Here is a 21,716-nt window from a genome sequence, read left to right on the forward strand (position 1 = left end):
ACGGTGGGCGCGTCGATGGCGACGACGTCCAACAGGTCCGCGGCGATGGCGTTGTCGTGCACGCTGGCGGCGGTCACCACCACCGCGATCAACAGCCCGAGCACGTCGGTGGCGATGCCGCGCTTGCAGCGAAATGGGCCGCCACCATGAGTTCTCCGTCGCCGCCGACATGCCCGTCTACTTCTGCGATCCGGGCAGCCCATGGCAGCGCGGCTCCAACGAGAACACCAACGGCCTGCTACGCCAGTACTTCCCCAAGGGCACAGACCTGTCGGTCCACACGCGCGAGGATCTGGCCGCCGTCGCCGCTGAATTGAACGCCAGACCGACTTAGGTTCCAGGTCTCGTCGCAACACCTGGCTCGAAGGGCGTTGCCATGACCAAGCCGTTCCGCAAATTGGGTCCAGGCGAAGCCCTACTGCGGATGCTGAGGTCGGGCTATGCGAAGACCCGGAGTGCGACGACCGGCCAGCAGGATGGACATGGAGGCGACCACGATCGCACCATCGACCGCAAGCGTGATGAGCACCGCGGCCAGCGGATCCTCGCCATGGCGAAGACACAGCTCATGCATGTGACGGAACGAAACGACAGCGGCGATCAACGCGACTACTCGATGTCACCGACCGGCCGGGGTCGGGCAGCAGGTCACGGGCCGCCTTCAGCGGCTCGGCGGTGACCACCGTCGGGCTGGAACAGGCCAGGAAAAGTCCGGCCTCGTGGAATCCCGGCGAGCGGGACGGCCATGGCGATCATCCTCCCGCTCCTCCGGTTCCACGCGCCGATCGCGCGCCAGCGTGAACACGCACCCCGGACCGATCGTCCAACACTGGATGAGCACCGTGCACGCGAAGCCGACCCGTTGGGAAGGGCAAGGTGAGTGACGTGGCCGAACAGCCCCGCGACGATGAGGCGATCGTCGGGCGAGAACACGAACAGGGCAGGCTGGTGGGCCTGCTGAACCGGGGCGGCGGACCCCGGGCGATGGTCCTGCTGGGGACGGCCGGTGTCGGGAAGAGCGCGCTGCTGTCGGCGGTCCGTGATGAGGCGGTGCGGTCCGGCCGGCGGGTGTTGTACGCGGCCGGGGATCGCAGTGAGAGCGATCTGCCGTTCGCGGGCCTGCACCAGGTGCTGTACCCGGTCCTCGATGCCGCCCGTGATCTCGGCGGCGGGACGGCGGCCGTGCTGGCCTCCGCCTTCTCCCCGGCCGAGTGGGCGGGGCGGCCGCGGCGGTTCGCCGTGGCCATGGCGGTGCTGAACCTGCTGTCGGAGGTCGCCGCGGGCACGCCGCTGCTGGTGGTGGCCGATGACGCGCACTGGCTGGATCGGGGGTCGCTGGCGGTGCTGGGGTTCGTGGCCCGCCGCCTTGCGGGTGAGCCGATCGCGTTTGTGGGCGCGGCTCGCGGTGACGCACCGCCGCCCGGGTGGGAGCGCGGGCTGGAGGTGATCGAGGTCGGGCCGCTGGCGCCGCAGGCCGCGCGGCGGTTGCTGGCTCGTCAGCCGGGCGCGCCTGGGGTGCACCTGCGTGAGCGTGTTCTGGCCGAGGCCGCGGGCAACCCGCTGGCGATCATCGAGCTGGCCAAGGCCGCGGGTGACGCCGTCGGTCCGGCATCGTGGCCGGCGCGGGCGACGCTGGCACTGCCGCCGAGTGAGCGGCTCGGGCGGTTGTACGCCTCCCAGCTGGCCGCGCTGCCGCGCGAGACCATGCGGCTGCTGCTTTTGGCGGCGCTGGCCGGCAACGTGAACGTCCAGACCCTGCTGGACGCCGACGGCAGGCCCAGCGATGGGTTCGGCGGTGAGGTCGGTCTGGAGGCCCTGGCACCCGCCGAGCGGCAGGGTCTGATCCGGGTGGAGGGCACCGGGGACGGGGCCAGGATCGTCTTCCGCCACCCGCTGCTGCGCTCGGCTGTCGGCCAGGCCGCCCCTTTCGGCGATCGGCGGGCCGCTCACCTGGCGCTGGCCGCCGTCGCGACCGATCCCGACCGGCGGGTCTGGCACCGCGCTGCCGCCGCCGTCGCGCCGGACGCGGGGCTGGCCGATGAGCTGCTGGCGACCGCAGAGCGGGCGCTTGCGCGCGGGGCCACGGTGGAGGCGCTGGCGGCCATGGAGCGCTCGGCGGGCAACACCCCCGATCCCGCGCTGAAGGCGCAGCGATTGCTGATCGCCGCCCAGCACGCGTGGCTGAGCGATCTGATCGAGCACATGCTCCATCTGAGTGAGCAGGCGATCTGTCTCAGTGGCGACCCGGCGGTGCAGGCGTCGGCGCTGTTGGTCAAGAGCTGCGGGCTGACGGATCAGGGACGGCAGAGCGAAGCCCTGGACATATTGATCCCGCTGGCCGATCAGCTGGCCGGTGGTCGTTCAGTGCACGAGCAATGGGCGCTGATCACGGCGGCGAGTGCCCTGCTGTCGTCGGGTACGGCCGAGCACCGCCGGCGGGTGCTGCGCCTGACCGCCGCCCTGCCCACGCCGACGGACCCCGCCGACGTGCAGGAGGTCTGGGCACGGATCCTGCCCGATCCGCTCACTCAGCAAGACCTCGCCGAGGTGGTCATCGCGCACACCGTCCGGCACCACGGCCGCGACCTGATGCGGCGGATGATGGCCGGGACGCTCGCGCTGTGCACCGACCGGACCGACCAGGCGCTGCGCCTGCTCGCCGAACCACCCGCCCCAGCGGGCGGAAGTGCGCCGCGCCGCATCGGCATCGCCATCTTCTACCACACATGCGCGTGCCTGGACGCGGGCCTGTGGGACCAGGCCCACGAAGCCGCCGACCTGGCGGCCGAAGTGGCCACGGAACTGGATCCGGGGCTGAACCTCGCGCTGAGCCGCGTGCTGCAGGGCACCCTCGCCGCCCTGCGCGGACGCCCGGAGGCTCGCCCCCTGCTCATCGCCGCCCTGGAGGCGGGCTATGAGGAGGTCGGGCAGATCAGCGTGCGCGCGCACCGCGCACTGGCCATGGTGGAGGCAGACGCCGGCGACCCGGCCGCCGCCTATGAGCACCTGAATAAGATGTTCGACGCCGACGGCAGCCCGGTCCACTACCTGCTGTCGCCGTACGCGGTGGCCGACCTGGCCGCCGCCGCCATACGCACCGGCCAGCCCGGCCACCGCGAGCACGCCGCCAGGTCGGCCAAGACCGTGACGGCCATCGTGGAGAGCGGCGGCACCCCCCGCCTGCGGATGCTGGCCCACCACGCCCGCGCACTGCTGTCAGAGCCGCCGCAGGCCGAAGAGCACTTCCTATGCGCGCTGGAGGACCCGGCCTGCGAGCGGTGGCCGTTCGAGCGAGCCATGGTCTGCCTGGACTACGGGCGGTGGCTGCGCCGCCGACGCCGGGCTGCGCATGCCCGGCCGCATCTGATCGGCGCGCTGGAGGTCTTCGAACGGCTGTCCACCCCGCGGTGGGCCGAGCGGGCCCGCGGCGAACTACGGGCGGCCGGAGTGCACCGCGCCGACCCCGCCCCCTCCGCCCTGGCCCGGCTGAGCGTCCAGGAGATGCGTATCGCCCGACTGGCCGCCCAAGGACTGAGCAACCGCCAGATCGCCGAGCACATGTTCCTGTCCCCCCGCACGATCGGCGCCCACCTGTATCGCATCTTCCCCAAGCTGGGCATCACCTCCCGCGCCCAGATCCGCGACGTACTGGACGATCCCGGCACCGCAGGCGAGCCGACTTAACCCGACTCAACCCGACTTAATCGGCCAGATTAAGTCGACCGACACAAGCGCCGCCCCCGCGCCGGCCCTTACCGTGACGGTGCCCGCCCGCTCTTCGAGCGAGGACGATCACGAGCACCGCATCGCGAAACACGCTCCGGCGATACGCCATGCCGTGCCCGTCTGCGGTCGGCTTCGCTGATGTGCTCCAGCCGACAAGCGTTTCGGAGGGTTACTTGAAAAAGTTGTCATGCGTCGCGGTCGCGCGGTCGGTTTTACCGGGCTCGCCCGTCTATCGACCGATGCGACCCGCAGGCGAGGATGATCGTGCAGCGTCGCCGGGGCGCGGCCCTTGAGCAGCAACCGTTCCGATGCGGGTGGGCGTCTGCGGTGGATCTACGGAGCCCCTGGCCAGTCTGAGCGGTGTCGTTAAGGAACGTCTCACCAGCCGCCAAACGAGAGAGAAGGCACAGGTCAGCGGCCTGCATCGGAGAGTTGCGGTGAGACCGATGAGCCGAAGCCTCTATGGAGACATACCTTCCCGACCTGCGGCGATGTTGCGTTTGGCGGCCGGTGACACGTTTCCTACCGGTACCCCATATGTGCTGAATCGAGGCGCGGGGCCATTCGGCGGCGGGGCCGCGTGCTCATCACGATGGCGATTACGGATCGCTACATAACACGAAATTCGCTTCCAGAATGGGGCATCTTAGTTCAATTCAGAACTTTTCAGTTGAGGCGCCTGTCAGAGAGTGCATGGGTTCACCTGAACGCATCACGCGCGCCGACGCGGCGACCGGCCGCCGGACAGCGGCCGGAGCCCACCTGCCATCGATGAGGCACGCGCAGCGCAGGTGACCTCTACCAGCTGTGGAGAAACATTCGGAGGGTTCCTTGAAAAGATCGTTACGTGCCGCGCCGGCCGCGCGGCCGCGTTCGCCGAAGCCTCCGGCGCCCTTACGCCGCTGGGGTTTCGCACTCCTCGCGATGATGATGCTGACCACGCTCACCACGGCCGTCACGATCGCCGGTCCGGCCGCCCCGGTCGCGCAGGCCGCGCCGCTGTCACAGACACCGATCACCTCCAACAATATGCAGGGCGCGGACGAGGGCGCCAAGTGGTCGAAACCGACCCGAGATTACGTGCAAGACAGCGATGTGGTGCTGCTGCAGGAGGCCGGCCCCACCCCGCCGAGCAACAGCGAGTTCGTCGAGAACATAGAGTGGGACTCGCAGCGTCCGGGCCGGGCCGGTTACGTGCAGCATCACACCTGGCGGCTTGACACCGAACGCAACGACCCAAACGAGTATCACGTCTACTTCCTGCAGACCGACCGGAACGGCGGCAGGTGGGAGGGCGGGCGCAACAATCTCGCCATCGTTACCCGCCGCCCGGCGGATGAAGTCGAGGTCATTCGCAACTATCACACCGCCGATGAGGCGCGGCCGGTGCTGGGGGTGCGGCTCGGGGACACCTGGTACTTCACCATTCACGCCCTGTCGGGCGGGGGCGCCGACGCCGCGAACATGGTGCGGGACATCGAGGCATGGATGAGGAACGTCCACGGGGGTCAGCACTTCGTGATCGGGGGCGACTTCAACGTCGATCCGGACGTTCTGCGGGGCAGGGAGAACTACCCGGTAGGGCGGGTGCGGCGCTACACCACCGGCCTGGCCACTCACCAAAACGGCGGAGAGTACGACTACTTCATCACCGACAACGGCAGCATCGCCCGGCAACGCGCCAATCGACGCGATGGCTCCTCCCCCGACCACTACGCGGTCGGAATCGGGCCGTTCCGCTCCGAACATACCTCGACGCGGATCGACCTGATGCCGACAGGCGACACGGTGGCCTGGGAGCCGGTGGAATTCGCCGACCCCAGGCGTAGCACAGGGCAGTTCACCATGACGAGCATGTCCGACTACCGCTACCGCTACATAGGGCAGGGCGGCTCGGGTGGCCTGACGCGTCGTGGCGCGGGCCCGGCCGCCCTGGCCGACGAGGAGGTCCCGCTTACCCCATCGCTGGACATGGTGGGCACGCAGCGCCATGGTGACATCCCCGACCCCGACCACGAGGGGTACTCCGATCATGAGATCGACCAGGTCGCCGAACGGGTGGACGACACCGTGCCCCAGTTGCGGCCGAACGTGGTGATGTTGATGGCCGGCACCGAGGACATGGAGAACGACACCGACGTGGCCGGGGCGCCCGATCGGCTGGGGCGGCTGATCGACCAGATCCTCGAGGACTCCCCCAGGGCCGCGGTGCTGGTGGCCACCCTGCCCCCGGCCGCCGACCCGGCCATCCAGGCCCGGATCGAGGCGTTCAACCAGCGCGTCCCGGACGTGGTGGCCCAGCGGCGCTCGGCGGGCAAGCACGTCGCGCTGGTGCTGATGAACCACCTGACCACCGCCGACCTGTCCGGCGACGGCCTGCACCCCAACGAGGCCGGCCACGAGAAGATGGCCACCGCCTTCGTCGACGGCATCGTCGGCGCGTTCTTCGCCGGCTGGATCCCCGCCGAAACCGGCACCGAAACCGGGGAGACCGCGGACGTCCTGCGTACGATGGGACTTGGGTCCTCGACCACCTTCGGTGAGCGCAGCCCGGACGGCAACGGGTACCGCGACAAACTCGACGAGGAACTGCGAGAGCTGTTCGACCCCAGCCCCCGCCCCGCCCCCGCCGAGCCCCTGGTGGACTGGGTCGGCTCCGTGCGGGTGGGCACGATGGCCGACCGGGACATCGAAGGCTGGCCCGGGCTCCGCATTGACCAGATCGCCGACAAGGCGAGATGCGCCGTCAAGACCTACCAGCCCAATCTCATCACCCTGACCGCCGGTGGCAACGACGTCGTCCAGAACTACCAGATGGGCACCGCCATCGAGCGGCTTGAGGATCTGATCGAGCAGGTCATCACCGACTCCCCGGGCGTGACCGTCCTCGTCTCGGGACTCCAGCCCTTCCACGACGCCGCCAGGAACGCGCGGAGCGAGGCGTTCAGCGCCCAGGTTCCGGGCCTGGTGGACCGGCTCGTTGCGCGCGGCAGGCATGTGGTCTACGCCGACATCACCGGCATGGAGGCCTCCGACATCGTCACCATCGACGGCATCCATCCCAACGGCCAGGGCTACCACAAGATCGCCGCCGCGTTCGCGGCGGCGGCGGCGGAGGCCAAGGCCAAGAACTGGATCCGGAAGGCGAACCCCCAGGCCCCCAACGCCGCCAACCACCCCTGCGGGCTGGAGGACCACGGCGACGGCACGGAGACCGGCGAGTCCAACCCCAACAAGCTGGGGCAACACTGGGAGGACCGCGGCGTCATCCAGAAGGAGCAGTTCTCCTCCACCAGCCGCTTTTGGATGGTGGACATCAACAAGGACCGCAAGGCCGAGTTCGTGGTGGTCGACAAGGACCAGAAGTTCCAGTTCTGGTGGAACGGCGGCCCCTCGGGCACGAACTGGGTCCCCTTCACCCCAGGACAGAACTCCTACACCCCCAAGGCCGGGGCGGTGGGCAACATGCTGCGCTTCGGCGACGTCGACGGGGACGGCTTCCCCGACTGCATGGTCGTCTTCCTCAACGGCGTGATCGACCTGCACACCTGGAAAGCCGACAACCCCTCCGGCCAGCGCATGTGCATGAACAAGTACGACGGAAAAGCCCATGTCTTCTCGAACGGTTCCACCGGCAACCGCCTGCCCATCGCCTCGGACACCAAGATCCGCTTCGCGGACGTCACCGGCGGAGGCCGCGACGACTACCTGCTGATCCGGCCGGACGGTTCGGTGAAAGCCTGGTACAACAAGGGTTTGCAGGTCGAGGATGGCCGCAAGTTCCTGGAGTGGGAGGTTCCCCAGAACATCAGCGGCCCCCTGGCGGCTCCCCGAGAGATCCGCTACGCCGACATCAACGGCGACAGGCGCGCCGACAGGATCCTGATCACCGCCAAGGGCGGCGCCCGCGCCTGGATCAACGAGGGACCCGGAGGGTCGGGCGGAACCTACCGCGACATCGGCAAGATCGCTGAGGACGCCGAGGTGCCTCCCAAGGACGTCCAGTTCGCCGACGTCGACGGCGACGGCAAGGCCGACTTCCTGCGCATCGGCTGGACCGGCGTCATGCACGCCTGGCTCAACAAACTCCCGGCGAACTACTTCGCCACCTTCCACCCATAGAGGCGCCTTCCCCACGCGGTGACGGGGCCGGTGATGTCACCGCGTGGGAAACGGCCCTTGAGCAGCAACCGAACGGCCAGTCATGACAGGAGCCGCTTGCCGGGCTCTATCGCGACTGGCCGTTCCGATGCGGGTGAGCGTCCGCGGTGGATCTACGGAGCCCCTGGCCAGCCGATGAGGTTCATGGTGCGCGGCGGAAGGTGGCGGCGGCCTCCAGGTCCGCGAGGACCTTGCGCCCGTCCGCAGTCTCGTTCTCGTCCATGTCGACCCAGTTTTGTTCGCCGAACTCGCGGGCGAACTCACCGACGTGCTCGGCGCTCTCAGCCGGCTTGTTCAGCACGATCCCGACGCTCATCCCTCCAGTGGGGGTGGCGGGAACCGGTAGAGCAGGAGCGGGAGGTCGGCGGCCGCGGTGGCCATGGCAGTGGCCTGCCGCTCGATCTCACGGTTGATGTTGTCCAGGCCGCGAGCGGTCCGTTGTGGATGAGCTCTATGGCGGGGACTGTAAGAACAACGGCTTTGGCCCACTTTGGGGGACGGCCGGAATACGCCGGAAAGACACCGCCGAGGCTGTGTGATGCCCGGGAGTGGCGTCTGAAGTGCTGAAACTTAGGTTTCAATAGATCCATGGCCACCTCGCCGCGTAAGCCGTTGACCGCAGGTGCCGTCCGGACTGCCCTACGCCGCTTCTTGCGCGAGCGGCGGCCGAGACCCGCCCCTTTTCCCGATGATCCGGTCCTGGCCGGCTTGCTTCTGCCCGCTGGCTCGCCGCCGAACCGGACCTTGTCACCCGAGAGCTTGTGGTGACCGCCCGACGGGGCGAGCGCCGCTACTCCTGGCGGTGGATCGGCGAGGCGATGGGCACCTCCGGTCAGGCCGCCGGTAAATGGGCACGATCGCACGGTCTTCCCGTCGAGGAACCCGCCGCCGACCACGCCGTTGAGGAGGGGCGGGCGCTCGTCGCCGCGCTCCATACTCGTCGTCACCCCGGACGGCCCCCTGGTATGGCAGAAAGGGGCCGCGGAGGTGTGAGCGGAGGTGTGATCGGCTGAGGCGTCTTCGGGTGTTCGCCGACGCGCTGGCGATCCCGGTGGCCACGCTGAAGACCTACCGGTGGGTGTGCTCGCGCTGGCCGGCGCCGCGGCGCCGGGCGGGGGTGTCCTACTACATCCACCGCACCCTGGCCTCGATCCGGGACGACGAGGAGCGCTGGAAGCGGATCGCCGACCCGCCGCTGGATCAGCGGACCGGTGAACACCGGTGGACCGAGGATGCGGCCAAGCGGCTGTTCGGGCAGCAGGTCAGCCGCCCGCAGACGGTGCAGGAAAAGATCGAGCGCATCCACGACCTGGCCCGTGATGAAGAGGTCGCGGTCCGGGTGGCCACCGACCTCCTTCGCCGCCCGCAGGTCGCCTCGCGCACGATGCTGGACGGCACGGCCAAGCACATGGTCAACCGGGCGCAGATCGACCACGCCCCTCAGGCGGGCGAGGTGGTCCGGCAGCGTAGCCCGGCGCTGCCGAAGGTCGAGCACACCCGCGACTTCATCGAGCTGGCCGGGGCGTGCACGGTGTTCGTCGCCGCCATCGGGCGGGTGCTGCCGGGCATGCGCAGGCACCGCTTCACCGCCGATGAGCGGGCGGCGATCGCCAAGCAGGTGGCCCGGGGGCGGGCCACGGCCGACTGGATCGAGGCGGCGGCCGAGTCGGGCGAGGTGGGCATGGATGAGGGCCTGGCCCGCCTGTTGCGCGGCGAGTAGGGGCGGGTGCGGCGATGCCGCGGGGTCTGGCGGCGAACGTGTGCGGTGGTCAGGTGCGGCTGGCGCTGCTGGAGGCCCGCCCGGCCGGGCTGACCGCCCGGCAGTTGGTGGCCGCCACGGGCTTGAGCATCGGCCATGTCCGCAAGGGCGTCACGTATGTGCGCGAGGTGGCGGCGATGGCGCACCTGACCCCGCTGATCTGGACCCACCGCGACGGATACCGGTTTTCCTCCGACCTCGATGACTGGATCGCCTACGAACGTTCCCGGCTGCGCACCGAGCTGACCCGGATCAGCCGGCTGTTGTCAGCGACGATCGCGCCGCACGCCGCCGCACGCCCGGAAGAATGAGCCCGAACTCAACGGCTCGCTCCAGCAAGCCGGACTCAATGGCCTGCATAGCCCGTACTCCGTGGCCGTTCAGCCCCTTCTTCTGGGCGTCAGTGAGAGCGGTGCGGAATCCGGCGGCCTGGGTGTCGCCGTCACCGGTCAGCCGTACGAGCTTGGCGATGACGTCTGCGGTCACAGGGGTCCAAGTCGTGGCGACGCACGCTCGGGTAGCACCGGCGTTGTAGCAGCGCCATGCTTCCTCGACCAGCGGCCTCACGCCTGGATTCCACACTTGGCTGATCAAGTTCTCCACATCGGCCACCGCACTATTCTCCACCCCAGCACGTCATTCCTGGGAGCCTTCGACCATTGTGATCCATGGTGCTGTGTCAATTGCTTACTTCGTGGCGGTTTTGTGTCAGTAATCAACGTTCTGGACAGTTCAGGTGCCATGACCGTACTTGTGATCGCTTGTCAATGGCCATTTAGTGCGCCCCGCTGGCGGCCAGATATCTAACACACTGCTGGCCATGACGGAGGGTTCTGATCCACTTCTTGTGATCCGGTGACATGGTGTGATCATGTTCAGTCGGCGTGGAGGATCTGGAGGCGCAGGAGATCGAAGCTGGCGCGCCCGTAGCCGTCCCTTTTGATCCGTTTAATCCTGTTAACGTTGCCCTCCACGCGACCGGAGTTCCATTCCAGGGTCAGCCCGGCGGTGACGGCATCGAGGTCTTGGCGCAGGCCGCGAACGAGGCTGCGTAGTGGCTGGAGGTCGATGGCCTCGGCTTGGCGGAGCCAGGCAGGTAGCGATGCGGCCAACGGCGAGCTCTTCCGAGGGCCCGCCTCGACGATGGAGCCGCAATCTGCGCTCCCTGCGCGGGCTTCGTCCAGTCGTTCGACTGCTCCCGCTGCGGCTTCGAAGGCAAGCTCCTGGGCGGCCGGCTCTGCGAGCGCTGCACCCTCAGCGACCGGCTCACCGCAGTCCTGGACGACGGAACCGGCCGCGTCCACCCGGAGCTGAGCCCCCTGTTCGACCTGCTCGTGGCAATGGAGAAGCCCGGCAGCGGGCTGGCCTGGCTGACGATGCGCCGCAACCATCCCGGGAACGCGGCGGCGCTGTTGCAACGGCTCGCTCTCGGACAGATCCCGCTCACCCACGACGCCTTCCACGAGCTCCAGCCCTGGAGGGCAGCCGCTCACCTGGAAGAACTCCTGATGTCCAGCGGCGTCCTGCCCGCCGTCGACAAATACATCTGCTCCTTCCAGCGCTGGTTCCCTGGCCACCTGGTCAAGATCGATAATCCCGAGCATGTCAGGACGATCCGGCTGTTCGCATCCTGGCACGTCCTGCCCGCTCTTCGGGCCCGCGCCGAACGCAGCAACATCACGCCGAGCGTTCGCCGCAACGCCGCCGAGCAGATCACATACGCCACAGCGTTCCTCGCTTGGCTCGACAGGCGCGACCGCACGCTCGGCTCCTGCCGCCAGTGCGACATCGACGCCTGGTATGCCCAGAACACTGAACATGCCCGCCGACGGCTCCGGGCCTTTCTGACCTGGGCCATGCAGAGCCGACAGTGCTCACGATCACTGTCACTGCCCGCGATGAACATCTCCCGCCGGGCCACTCTGACCGGGGACGAGCGACTGGCCGCCCTCCAACGTCTGCTCATCGATGCCCAGATTCCCTAGCGGCTGCGAGTCGCCAGCATCATCGTGCTCCTCTACGCACAACCCCTCACCCGCGTCGTCCAGCTCACCATCGATGACCTGATCCGCGACGAAGAAGACGTGTTCCTGCGCATCGGGGAACCGCCCTCACCCGTCCCCAGGCCGGTCGCCGCCCTGCTCCTGGACTACATTGCGGCACGCGACAACATGAACACCGCCACCAACCGCGCCTCTCGCTGGCTGTTCCCCGGCCGCCGAGCAGGCCGGCCCTGTCGCCCCGACCATCTCTCCGCCCTCCTCAACTAGATCGGCATTCCAGCGGCCGCCGCCCGCGGCGCCGCCATCCGGCAACAACTCCTGGAAATGCCTGCCTCCGTCGTCGCCGACGCACTCAGCTACCACGACAAGACCACCGCCCACCTCCTACGAGAAGGCGGTGGAGGCTGGAGCCGCTACGCCGCCGGGGAACACGGAACGTCACCAACAGGCCCCGTGGGACCGACAACTCGCGACAGTTGAATAGGCGAGCTCACCAGTATCGACCCCCAGGTCATAGGCGGCCAGAATTTCCATGATCTCCTCGTTGGTCTTCACCGGCGACCCTGACAACGCCGAGCCCGGGGCGGGTGGGTGATCACCTGGCCGGTTCGGGGGTGATCGAGCCCGAGCTCGAACATCCCCGGCGGACGTCCGTACCAAGGGCCAGGATCAGGCGGCAGCCAAGCACGCCTCGGCGACCTGGGTGTCCTGCTGGACATCGCCGCCCGACACTCCGATCGCGCCGATGGTGCGGCCGTGCTCGTCGGTGATCGGCAGCCCGCCGCCAAAAGAGACCAGGCCGTCGTTGGTGGCCTCGATGCCGTAGCAGGGCCCACCCGGCTGGGAGATCTGCCCGATCACCGCGGTCGGCATCCGGAACAGCACCGCGGTCTTGGCCTTCTTCAAGGCGATGTCGATCGAGCCCAGCCACGCCTGGTCCATCCGGACAAAGTGCAGCAGGTGCCCGCCGGCGTCCACAACCGCGATGTTCATCTCCACCCCCAGCTCGGCGGCCCGCGCCATCCCGGCCCCGGCGCGGCGAACGGCGTCGGTCAGCGTCAGCACGGTCATCACATGCTCCTTAATTTCTTGGGGTTCGTAACCGAACGCCATCACTATGACCCGCCCTCACTCATCCCAACAGGGCCGCTTTTGCCCAGGTCAGACGTTCCAGGGACAACCACACCCAGGCAGAACACACCCCGCATGTCGATACTGTGAGTCATGAGCGAATTGGGAGACTTCCTCAAGGCCAAACGCGCCGCCCTTACCCCCCAGGACGTCGGGCTGTTCGCCGGCGACCGGCTGCGCCGCGTGGCGGGGCTACGCCGCGAGGAGGTCGCGATGCTGGCCGATGTGGGCATCGACCACTACACCCGGCTGGAACAAGGCCGCACCACCGGTGTCTCCGACGCCGTCCTGGCCGGGATCAGCCGGGCCCTACGCCTGACCGACGACGAACACGCCTACCTCAAGGCGCTGGCCAAACCCCCCGCCCGCCCCCGCTCTCACAGCGGCCCCCAGACCGGCCTGCCCAAGATCAGTGCCGCCACCGAAGTCCTACTCGACAGCTTGACCGCCGCCCCCGCCCTGGTCCTGGGCCGCCGCATGGACATCCTGGCCTGGAACCCCCTGGCCGCCGCCCTATTCCTGGACTTCACCCAACTCCCAGCCAGCCACCGCAACCTGGTCCGCCTGGTGTTCCTGGAACCCCGCATCCGCGGCCTGTACGCCCACTGGGAAACCGTCGCCCTGGACGCCGTCGCCCGCCTGCGCATGGCCGCCGCCACCCACCCCCACGACAAACGCCTGACCGCGCTGATCGGCGAACTGTCCGTCCACGACGAGGACTTCCGCCGCTGGTGGAACAGCCACACCGTCAAAGCCACCGACCAGGGACGCAAGACCTTCAACCACCCCGTCACCGGCCCCCTGGAACTGGACTGGCAGGCCCTCCAGATCAACGCCAACCACGACCAGACCCTGGTCGTCTACACCGCCCCACCCAACTCACCCGCCAGCCAGGCCCTGCACTTCCTCCACGCCTGGACACCCGAACCCCAGCCCACCACCTGACCACCCAGCAAGACCTTCACCATCCTGGGGAAAACCGCTGTCCGCACCGGGGAAGATCAATGTTCCACCACTGTGCGGGAGCTCCCGGCGGCTGGACCCTCCACCAGCTCCGCCACTCCCGGCTCACCCACCTGGGCGAAGACGGCTGGTCCGCCGCCATGCTCATGGGACTGTCCGGCCACACCAACCTGCGCAGCCTCGGCATCTACACCACCCCAGTGCCGAGGCCGTGGCCGCCGCACTCGCCGGGCACGACCCCGCCCCCCCGGCACCGCTGACCCGCCCGCATGCTGGCACCGAAGGAGCTACGTCCCCGCAGCCGAGCCCGGCGCAGGAGACGGCGACTGGCTCGATCCCGCGCCCCCGTCGATCATCGTCATGTCCAGGGCGATGAGGGTGTCCTGCACCCTGCGGGCGTACGGGGAGCCCAGCCGACAGTAGATCGAAAGGGCCTGACGCAGAAGAGCGACACCGTCACCCGGCGGAGCTTCCTGAAGGTGACACCGCCCGATGCCTTCCAGCGCACGCGCTTCCTCCAACGGGAGGCCGATGCTGCGGGCGATGTCCAGGGCTTGTCGGAAGTGGGAGTACGCCTGCAGCGTGGTGGCGGAAAGAGCGAGCAGCTCGCCGAGGTCATTATGTACTTCCGCCAGACCACTTGAATTACGGATCTCGGTGTATAGGTGCAGGGCGCGGGTGAGGCACGCTTCGGCCTGGACGTAGTCACCCCGCTTCCGGTGGGCACGGCCGAGATGGCTGAGCGCCATCCCTTGGGCTCCCGCATTGCCCAGCTCGGTGAAAAGGTGCAGGGCGCGGGTGTGGTGATCGACGGCCGTGTCGTGCTCACCTCGATACTGGTGAACGAGCCCAAGATGGGTGAGGGCACAAGCCTCGCCGTATCTGTCGCCCGTCTCAATGGACAAGTGCAGGGCGCGGACATGAGACTCTGCGGCCAAGTCATAATCGCCCCGGTAAGTGTAGACGCGGCCGAGATTGTCGATAGCCGCGGCTTGGCCGTTCCGGTCACCGGCTTCGGCGGATAACGGTATGGCCTGCGTGTGGTGATCCGTGGCCAGGTCATACTCGCCGCGATAGCAGAACACGAAGCCGAGGTTGGTGTGGGCGAGGGCCTGACCAGGCGAGTTGCCCGGCTCGGCATGTAGCGCCAACGCCTGGGTGAGATGATCAATAGCTTGTGCGTAGCCCCCCTTCAATCGGTACATGACACCGATGTGAGTATGGGCGGATGCCTGGCCAGGCTTGTCGTCGGCGCGGCAGGCAGCTGCCAGAGCGAGGTGGTGCAGAACCTGCGCCTGTTCCCAATGGCTGGCGACAATCAGCAACTTGAAGAGAGCGGTCGGGAGGGCGATTGCCTGGACTGGGTGGGTGTAGATGGCCGCCTGGACCGCTGCATGCAGATTGCCGCGCTCGGTCTCCAGCCAATTCAGTGCCTGCTCATGGTCGGCGACCCGCGGGATGTGGGAGGGGACATCAAGATGCGGGAAGTAGGGCAGCTCGCCACCAGCGGGGTGGGTGACAGCATGGGCGGTGCCGGCCGTGTGGGTGTAGTAGTTCAGCAGGCGTTCCAGCGCCACATGAGCGCCGGATCCGGTGGTGTCGGGGCTGGTGGCGGCGATGGTTCGGGTGTAGGCGGCGAGCAGGTCGTGCAGGCGGTATCGTCCGCGGCTGGTCTCGATCAGCAGTGACGCCCGGTACAGGGCGTCCAGATGCGCTCGCGTCTGGGCCAGGGGCAGCCCAACGAGAGCGGCGATGGCGTAGGCGTCGAAGTCGGTGCCGGGGTAGAGGCCGAGCATGCGCATCAGGCGCCGGCGGGCGGGTGGCAGGTCTCGGTAGGACAGCTCGAAGGCGGTGGCGACGTTGTGGTCGCCTTCGCGGAGTTCGGCGAGCAGGTCATGGGTGGTCATCTGCTCGATCAGGTCGGTCAGGCTCCGGGCGGGCCGCACGGCGTAGCGGGCGGCGGTGATCCCGATGGCCAGCGGCAGCCCGCCGCACAACCTCACCAGTTCGGCGCCCGCGCCCGCGTCCTGGTCGCCGATGGTGCGGGGGGTGGCCCGGCGGGCGAACAGTTCCGCCCCGTCCTCGGCGGGCAGGACGGGCGCGGTGAGCGGCACGGCGCCGGGGATCATGAGTTTGGTGCGGCTGGTGATCAGCACCAGGCAACCGGCCGCGCCGGGGAGCAGCGGTTCCACTTGGCTCTCACTGGCGGCGTTGTCCAGGACGAGCAGCAGGCGCTGGCCGGATAGCCGGTCTCGCCACATCGCGGCCCGCTCCGCTCCGCGAGATGAGGCGGGATGGCGCCGGGGTGCACGCCGTCGGCGCGCAGCAGGCTCTCCAGCACGTTGGCAGGGTCGGCGGGTTGTTGCCCGGTGGTGTGGGCGAGCAGGTCGACGAACAGCTGCCCGTCGGGGAAGCGGTCGGTCATCTGGTGGGCGGCGTGCACGGCCAGGGCGGTCTTGCCGACGCCGGGCATGCCGTTGATGGCGTGGATCACCACCACCCGCCCGGTCTCGGGCCCGGCCAGGGCCTGCGGGACGGCGTCCTGGAGCACCTGGAGTTCCGGCGTGCGGCCGGTGAACGCCGCCGGGTTGCGCGGCAGTGTCCGGGCGACCCGAGCCGCGCCCGTGGCCGGCTCGGTGAAAGGCCACCCGGCCGCGTGCAGGGTCACGCTACGGGCCTGGATCACCGGCCCGTGCACCGTTCCGCCGGAGATCCGGTTGCGGGAGACGCCGTCGCTGGTGCCCTCTTGGGGGGTGGTCGCCATGGTGTGATCACCGGTCTCACATGGGCCTGTCCTGCGCTCGCGTTCTATGTTCCTCCCGGCCGCCACGGTGTGGAAGGGCTTCGTCACCAAGAGTTGAGCGGGCGCTCTGATCCAGATGCCGGTCTCCACACCCGGTTCTGCCGTACCGGCCCGCCTTTCACGGACAACATTTCGGCGTCGTCCGCGGTCAACTCATCGGCGCTCGACAGCTCCCAGACCCGCGTGGGTGCGCGAGCGGGTCGCGGAACTCGCGCACCCCGGCAGGGGCGCCCGCCACGAGCAAGGGCTGTTCGCCACATCAGATGAGAACTCGCCAGGTCCTTCGCCAGGTCCCATGTGAGTTCGCCACCCGGGATCGGAACGGCGAGTGGCGGCAAGCCGCACCCTGACGCCTCGCTAAAGCCACTGGCCGTTCCATTGCTACTCGACCCCCGTCGCCGCCGCACTCGCCCGACACGACCCCGGCCAATGCCACCGGCAGTCTGGCATCACCGCAGGTCGGTTACAGGTTCGTTGGATTTTCCGCGATTGCTACAGGCACCCCTGGTAGTGGCAGTGCCGGGCTGTGGCCTGGTGGCGGCGGCGTCAGTCTGACCAGCGCAGGATGTCCGTGATCGTGCGAGTTGTGGTCAAGATGAGCGCGGCCAGCAGCCGGCGGATTTCGGGCAGCGTCAGTGGGATGTGGTCGTCGTTGGTGCTGGGTGGCTGGGCGGCGGCGATGGCGGCCAGGAGGGCGAGGGCGAGCATGGCCAGGGTGATGTGCCGGTGCCATGCCGTCCAGCCGCGGACCTGGTAGTGGTCCAGCCCGACCTGGCCCTTGGCGGCTTGGAAGGACTCCTCTACCGCCCATCGGGTCCCGGCGATCTTGACCAGGGCCATCAGGGGCTTGAGGGTGGGCGCGTAGCAGCGGTAGAACGCCAGTTCGCCGGTGGTGAGGTTGCGCCTGATCAGCAGCCACCGATACCCCTGGGCCACGCTTTCGTCGATGCGCGCCCGGGCTCAGGCGTACCAGCGCGGGCCCTTGGCGCCCTGACCGGCGCGGTAGCGGTGCCAGTGCCGGTCAGCCACTTGCTCGTTGTCTGCCTGGCGTCGGCGATGATCCGCTACCGGGCGAGGGTCCGGCCGAAGTCTGCCTACGAGCCGATGTTTGCGTTTCCTTGGCATGAAGTGCCATATGTTGCCACTTCCGGGTGCGGCGTCGACGACGTACGTCCGCCCCTCGCGGTTGTTCTTTCCGGGCGCGGCCACGAACCGCTCGAGCTTGCGCGTGTCGCACGCACGGTCGCGGTACTTCACCCGCTCTCCGACCTCGTCGTCGTCCAACGTGATGTCGTGTATGCCAGCCGAGGTTCGATTTATGCCCATGGCCGCCCCCGTTTGGAAGGAACGTTGCGCCGAGCCGCCGCGGGGATAGATCCGGTGCCCTCGACTCAGCCGTGCAGGGTGGGCCGGTAGATGAGCTCTTGAATACGGCCGTCGAGTGTCCGGCTCTCGACCAGCTCGAGGTCGAAGTCGGCCGCGCCCTGGAAGATCGGGGCCGTTCCGGTCTGTCCGGTGATCACTGGGAAGATCGTCATCTGGACGTGGTCGACCAGGCCGGCGGCCATCAGCGCCCGGTTCATGGACAGGCTGCCGTGCGAGCGCAGTGGCACTTCGGACTCTTCCTTGAGCCGGGTGACGACGTCGACGGCGTCGCCGCTCACGAGGGTCGCGTTCGGCCAGGCGAGGGGGCCTTCGAGTGTGGTCGAGACCACTGTTGTCGGCAGGTTCCTCAGCCGGGTGTTCACTGGATCGCTCACCTCGGGCTCGGTGCTCGGGTCCAGCAGCTGCACGGTTTCCCGGTAGGTGTTGGCCCCGAAGACCATCCGCTGCTCCTCGCCGTACAAGGCGAAGCGGTAGTCGAGAAACTCGGGGCCTTGCTTGCCCCAGTAGCCGCCCCAGTCGCCGTCGCCGTCGTAGGAGCCGTAGCCGTCGTAGGAGCCGTAGCCGTCGTAGGAGCCGTAGCCGTCGAGGCTGGAATAGACGTCCCAGGTGTAGGTCGCGGTCATAATGCTCTCCTTGCACGCGGTTGATTGGGCGTGATTGCAGTGGTCAGGCCGATCACGTGATCCTCGGGGTCGGTGAACTGGCCCAACTCGATGTTGGTTCTCGGCACGATGTCCGGGCCGAACAGCCGGCGGCCACCCAGCTCTTCGGCCCTGTCCAGAGCTGTACCGACATCGGGCACCTCGACGTAGACGGTGACGTGCCGGCTGTCACCGCCGTCACCGGAGCCGATGCCGCCGGTGATCCCGTCCGGCCCGCTCGGCTGGACCAGGCCGTAGTCGCCAGGACCGCGGGGTTCGATCTTCCAGCCGAACAATTGGGCATAGAAGGTGTGCAGTGCAGCGGCGTCGCCACCGACGATCTCGAAGTGCACGACGGGTTGGGGCATGGCTTCTCCTCGATCCAGGTCAAATCGATGAGCGCTCGTGGCTCGGGGTGGCCAGCGTGGCCGTTTTGGCTTCGGGCAACGGGTCGGCGTCCGTCGTCGTGTCGTCGTCGCCGTGCGAGTTCCGCACGTGTTTAAACGCCTGCACAGCGAGAACAGCTAGGCCGACGTAGATGACGGCGCTGACGATGCCCACCACATGCACGCCGGAGGTGAAGGCGTCGCGGGCTGTTGCCAGCAGGTCGCCGCCCTGCTCTGCGGGCAGCTGACCGGCCGCGGCGACCGCGCGGTCAATGCTTTCCCGGGCTGCGTCCGCCGCATCAGGACGTGCCGTGCCGAGACCGCCCTCCACGTTGCGCCGGTACACCGCGGTCCCGAGCGTTGCGAGCGTGGCGATGCCGAACCCCATCCCGAATTCGGCGGCCGTCTGGACGATCGACGCCCCCGAACCGGCCTTGTCCGGCGGCACGGCCCCCATGGCGAGGTGGTTGCAGAGCGCGGCCAGCGGAGCGGTGCCGAGCATGACGACACACATCGCGATGAAGATCGTCATCGGGCCGGACGTCGAGTCGGCCAGCGTGAAGATGATGTAGCCGACACCCGCGACGATCAGTCCGCCCGCGATCAGGTACGCCGGACGGATGTGGTTCGCCACCGGAGGAGTGGTCAGATTGCCGATGATCATCAGCACGTTGGGCACCAGCAGGAGCAGGCCGGCCGCCAGCGGGGTGAGGCCGGCGACGTTCTGCAGGTACTGCGTGACGAGCAGGAGGGTGCCGGCACCCACGACGGCGGTGACGAACATCAAGGTCAGCGCGGAGCTGAACGTGCGGTTGCCGAACATGCGCAGATCGAGCAGCGGGTGCTCCAGGCGTCGCTGCCGCTGGACGAACACCAGCCCTACCGCGATGCCGAACACCAGCGCCCCGGCGGGGAACCACTCCCAGCCGTTGCGAGCAAGTTCTTTGAGCCCATAGACGAAAGGCAAGATCGCTGCGAGGGACAGCACGACGCTGACCGGGTCGAGCTTGCCGGCCCGCGGTGCCTTCTGCTCGGGGAGCAGGGAGCGGCCGAACGCTAGCAGCAGCACGATCCCCGGCACGGACACCAAGAAGACCGAACCCCACCAGAAATACTCCAGCAGGACGCCACCGACGAGCGGGCCGAGCGTCGCCCCGCCCATGAAACAGGCCAGGTAGATGGCCAGGGCGCGGCGGCTTTGCTGCGGGTCGGTGAACATGCCGGTGATCAGGGCCAGCACCGACGGCGTCACCGCGGCACCTGCCACGCCGAGCAGCGCACGGCTGGCGATGAGCATCTCCGGGCTGGTGGAAAACGCCGCCGCCACCGAGGCGATGCCGAACACCGCGGCGCCGACGAACAACAGCTTCCTCCGGCCGATCCGGTCACCGATGGTGCCCATGGTGACCAGCAAACCCGCGATCATGAGGCCGTAGATGTCCACGATCCACAGCTGCTGGATGCCGCTGGGTGCGAGGTCGGCGGTGAGGCGTGGTACGGCCAGGTACAGCACGGAGAAGTCCATTGTGACGAGGAACGTGGGCACGCTGAGCACGGCAAGCCCAACCCATTCCCGCCACCCGGCTCCGGGTCTCGCATTTCCAGTAGTCACGATCTACTCCAGTCGGTGGTCATTACTGACTCCTTCGGTGTCCGGCGGGTGATGTCCCGGCCGTTCGTTGCTGGTGTGACCAGGTTGTCTTGCCGGGTGGCATGCTGTCGTCGTCAGACTTGGTGAGATCGAGTCCGGGCTTGGGGGTGAAATGGGGATGGTCGGGTCGGCTGCCGGCCTGGTCCTGGTCGGCCGGCACAGGCACAGTGCCGCGATCTTGGCGGCGTATGAGCGGGCTCGCTCGCGTCGGCCGGTCACCGTGCTGGTCTGCGGTGAGGCGGGGATGGGCCTTCGCCCCGAAGTGTGGACACCTTGAGTACCGGATGATGGAGATCCGGAGACAAGGAGTTCCACGCGGCGATGAAGTCGTATCCGCCGGAGTTCAAGGCGGACGCCGTCGCGTTGTACCTGTCCGATCCGGGACGGACGCCGGCCTCGGTCGCTGAGGACCTGGGGATCAGCCGGGAGACGCTGCGTAACTGGGTGCGTCAGGCACAGGCGGAGGGCACCGCGGGCGCCAAGGCACAGGGCCCGGCCAGGAAGCCGGCGCGAGGCCCGCTATCGTCCGATGACGTGCTGGAAGAGGAGAACAAGCAGCTCAAGGCCCGGGTCCGGGAGCTGGAGATGGAACGCGACATCCTGCGCCGGGCGGCGAAGTATTTCGCCGGAGAGACGAACTGGTGAGGACCCGTCAACTAGGTCGGGGTCTGTGGGCGGGAGGGGGCGGGTGCGCAGGGTGAACGGCGGGGTTTCGGCGGAGCGGACGATCAGGCGGGCGGCGGCCTGGAAGGCGCCGAGGTTGGCCAGGTCGTGCCGGGTGAGGTTCGGGCTGAAGTGGTGTTCGGCCTGGTGGGCGTCTTCGGGTGAGAGGGAGAAGTAGATCTTGTTGCGGGCGTCGGAACTGATCGCCTGGCACAGGTCACGCGGGAGCTGGGCCAGGTGCTGGTGGGCCAGCACCATGGACAGCCGGTAGGCGCGGGCTTCGGCGAGCATGTCGGCCAGGGCGTGCGGGAGGTTCAGGAAGTTGTGGTGAAAGTCGGCCCGGAGCGCCCTGCCAGTGTTTCCACCGGTGGGTTTCTCCGGACCGCTTCCCGAACCGGACGTGCCCATTTCTGAGCATCCGGCTCTCCGCAAGTCCCGTTCGG

At 68.3% G+C, this 21,716-nt stretch carries 19 protein-coding genes and 3 pseudogenes; 10 read left to right on the forward strand and 12 right to left on the reverse strand.

Going from position 1 to position 21,716, the window contains the following annotated elements; translation table 11 throughout:
- Positions 1-130: 130 nt before the first annotated feature.
- Positions 131-334 (forward strand): annotated as a pseudogene (locus tag ACH34R_RS43275) (IS30 family transposase); the annotation flags it as partial.
- 81 nt (positions 335-415) lie between these two features.
- On the opposite strand, the gene ACH34R_RS43280 reads toward ACH34R_RS43275, so the two are convergent.
- A complete protein-coding gene (locus ACH34R_RS43280) occupies positions 416-574 on the reverse strand; it encodes a DUF2637 domain-containing protein (protein WP_397567474.1) in 159 nt (52 codons plus the stop codon).
- A gap of 311 nt (positions 575-885) precedes the next feature.
- On the opposite strand from ACH34R_RS43280, the gene ACH34R_RS43285 reads away from it, so the two are divergent.
- Positions 886-3,684: an AAA family ATPase gene (locus ACH34R_RS43285; RefSeq protein ID WP_397567448.1), complete on the forward strand. Its 2,799-nt coding sequence runs from the start codon at positions 886-888 to the stop codon at positions 3,682-3,684.
- A 966-nt stretch (positions 3,685-4,650) separates the two neighbouring features.
- Positions 4,651-7,848, forward strand: coding sequence for a GDSL-type esterase/lipase family protein (locus ACH34R_RS43290; protein WP_397567450.1), 3,198 nt, complete (start codon positions 4,651-4,653; stop codon positions 7,846-7,848).
- A gap of 181 nt (positions 7,849-8,029) precedes the next feature.
- Here ACH34R_RS43290 and ACH34R_RS43295 read toward each other — a convergent pair whose 3' ends face one another.
- Complete coding sequence (locus ACH34R_RS43295) at positions 8,030-8,203, reverse strand: hypothetical protein (RefSeq protein ID WP_397567452.1); 174 nt, start codon at positions 8,201-8,203, stop codon at positions 8,030-8,032.
- Between the two features lie 708 nt (positions 8,204-8,911).
- Here ACH34R_RS43295 and ACH34R_RS43300 point away from each other — a divergent pair.
- Positions 8,912-9,607: a DUF6192 family protein gene (locus ACH34R_RS43300; RefSeq protein WP_397567453.1), complete on the forward strand. Its 696-nt coding sequence runs from the start codon at positions 8,912-8,914 to the stop codon at positions 9,605-9,607.
- 14 nt (positions 9,608-9,621) lie between these two features.
- Positions 9,622-9,957 (forward strand): hypothetical protein, encoded by a 336-nt coding sequence (locus tag ACH34R_RS43305; RefSeq protein ID WP_397567454.1) that lies wholly within the window; start codon positions 9,622-9,624, stop codon positions 9,955-9,957.
- 564 nt (positions 9,958-10,521) lie between these two features.
- Here ACH34R_RS43305 and ACH34R_RS43310 read toward each other — a convergent pair.
- Positions 10,522-10,950, reverse strand: coding sequence for a transposase (locus ACH34R_RS43310; protein ID WP_397567456.1), 429 nt, complete (start codon positions 10,948-10,950; stop codon positions 10,522-10,524).
- A 36-nt stretch (positions 10,951-10,986) separates the two neighbouring features.
- Here ACH34R_RS43310 and ACH34R_RS43315 point away from each other — a divergent pair, with 36 nt between their 5' ends.
- Both ACH34R_RS43315 and ACH34R_RS43320 read left to right on the forward strand, forming a co-directional pair.
- Complete coding sequence (locus ACH34R_RS43315; RefSeq protein ID WP_397567457.1) at positions 10,987-11,631, forward strand: hypothetical protein; 645 nt, start codon at positions 10,987-10,989, stop codon at positions 11,629-11,631.
- Between the two features lie 24 nt (positions 11,632-11,655).
- Entirely contained in the window at positions 11,656-11,916 is a 261-nt protein-coding gene (locus ACH34R_RS43320) for a hypothetical protein (RefSeq protein WP_397567459.1), read from the forward strand.
- A 402-nt stretch (positions 11,917-12,318) separates the two neighbouring features.
- Here ACH34R_RS43320 and ACH34R_RS43325 read toward each other — a convergent pair whose 3' ends face one another.
- Positions 12,319-12,720 (reverse strand): heme-binding protein, encoded by a 402-nt coding sequence (locus ACH34R_RS43325; protein ID WP_397567460.1) that lies wholly within the window; start codon positions 12,718-12,720, stop codon positions 12,319-12,321.
- 153 nt (positions 12,721-12,873) lie between these two features.
- Between ACH34R_RS43325 and ACH34R_RS43330 the strand changes: the two genes are divergently transcribed.
- Together ACH34R_RS43330 and ACH34R_RS43335 are read left to right on the forward strand one after the other, a co-directional pair.
- On the forward strand, positions 12,874-13,725 hold the full coding sequence (locus ACH34R_RS43330) for a helix-turn-helix transcriptional regulator (protein WP_397567461.1): 852 nt from the start codon (positions 12,874-12,876) through the stop codon (positions 13,723-13,725).
- 59 nt (positions 13,726-13,784) lie between these two features.
- Complete coding sequence (locus tag ACH34R_RS43335; RefSeq protein ID WP_397567462.1) at positions 13,785-14,003, forward strand: tyrosine-type recombinase/integrase; 219 nt, start codon at positions 13,785-13,787, stop codon at positions 14,001-14,003.
- Between the two features lie 27 nt (positions 14,004-14,030).
- On the opposite strand, the gene ACH34R_RS43340 is transcribed toward ACH34R_RS43335, so the two are convergent.
- From ACH34R_RS43340 to ACH34R_RS43370, 7 genes are all read right to left on the reverse strand, one after another.
- The gene (locus ACH34R_RS43340; RefSeq protein WP_397567463.1) at positions 14,031-16,004 is read right to left on the reverse strand and encodes a tetratricopeptide repeat protein; all 1,974 of its coding nucleotides are present in this window, start codon (positions 16,002-16,004) and stop codon (positions 14,031-14,033) included.
- Positions 15,893-16,507, reverse strand: a complete 615-nt coding sequence (locus ACH34R_RS43345; protein WP_397567464.1) for a hypothetical protein — start codon at positions 16,505-16,507, stop codon at positions 15,893-15,895. The genes ACH34R_RS43340 and ACH34R_RS43345 overlap by 112 nt, the downstream gene beginning before the upstream one ends.
- Positions 16,508-17,092: 585 nt before the next feature.
- Positions 17,093-17,482, reverse strand: coding sequence for a hypothetical protein (locus ACH34R_RS43350; protein WP_397567465.1), 390 nt, complete (start codon positions 17,480-17,482; stop codon positions 17,093-17,095).
- Between the two features lie 24 nt (positions 17,483-17,506).
- Positions 17,507-17,830 (reverse strand): hypothetical protein, encoded by a 324-nt coding sequence (locus tag ACH34R_RS43355; protein WP_397567467.1) that lies wholly within the window; start codon positions 17,828-17,830, stop codon positions 17,507-17,509.
- A gap of 107 nt (positions 17,831-17,937) precedes the next feature.
- Positions 17,938-18,555, reverse strand: a complete 618-nt coding sequence (locus tag ACH34R_RS43360) for a dihydrofolate reductase family protein (RefSeq protein WP_397567469.1) — start codon at positions 18,553-18,555, stop codon at positions 17,938-17,940.
- The gene (locus ACH34R_RS43365; protein ID WP_397567471.1) at positions 18,552-18,941 is read right to left on the reverse strand and encodes a VOC family protein; all 390 of its coding nucleotides are present in this window, start codon (positions 18,939-18,941) and stop codon (positions 18,552-18,554) included. Before ACH34R_RS43365 ends, ACH34R_RS43360 begins: the two co-directional genes overlap by 4 nt.
- A 19-nt stretch (positions 18,942-18,960) precedes the next feature.
- A complete protein-coding gene (locus ACH34R_RS43370) occupies positions 18,961-20,505 on the reverse strand; it encodes an MFS transporter (protein WP_397567472.1) in 1,545 nt (514 codons plus the stop codon).
- 426 nt (positions 20,506-20,931) lie between these two features.
- Between ACH34R_RS43370 and ACH34R_RS43375 the strand changes: the two are divergent.
- Positions 20,932-21,240, forward strand: a pseudogene (locus tag ACH34R_RS43375) (transposase); the annotation flags it as partial.
- On the opposite strand, the pseudogene ACH34R_RS43380 reads toward ACH34R_RS43375, so the two are convergent.
- Positions 21,130-21,716 (reverse strand): annotated as a pseudogene (locus tag ACH34R_RS43380) (hypothetical protein); the annotation flags it as partial. The pseudogenes ACH34R_RS43375 and ACH34R_RS43380 sit on opposite strands and share 111 nt — an antisense overlap.

Source organism: Spongiactinospora sp. 9N601 (genome assembly GCF_044326295.1).
Lineage (GTDB): Bacteria > Actinomycetota > Actinomycetes > Streptosporangiales > Streptosporangiaceae > Spongiactinospora > Spongiactinospora gelatinilytica.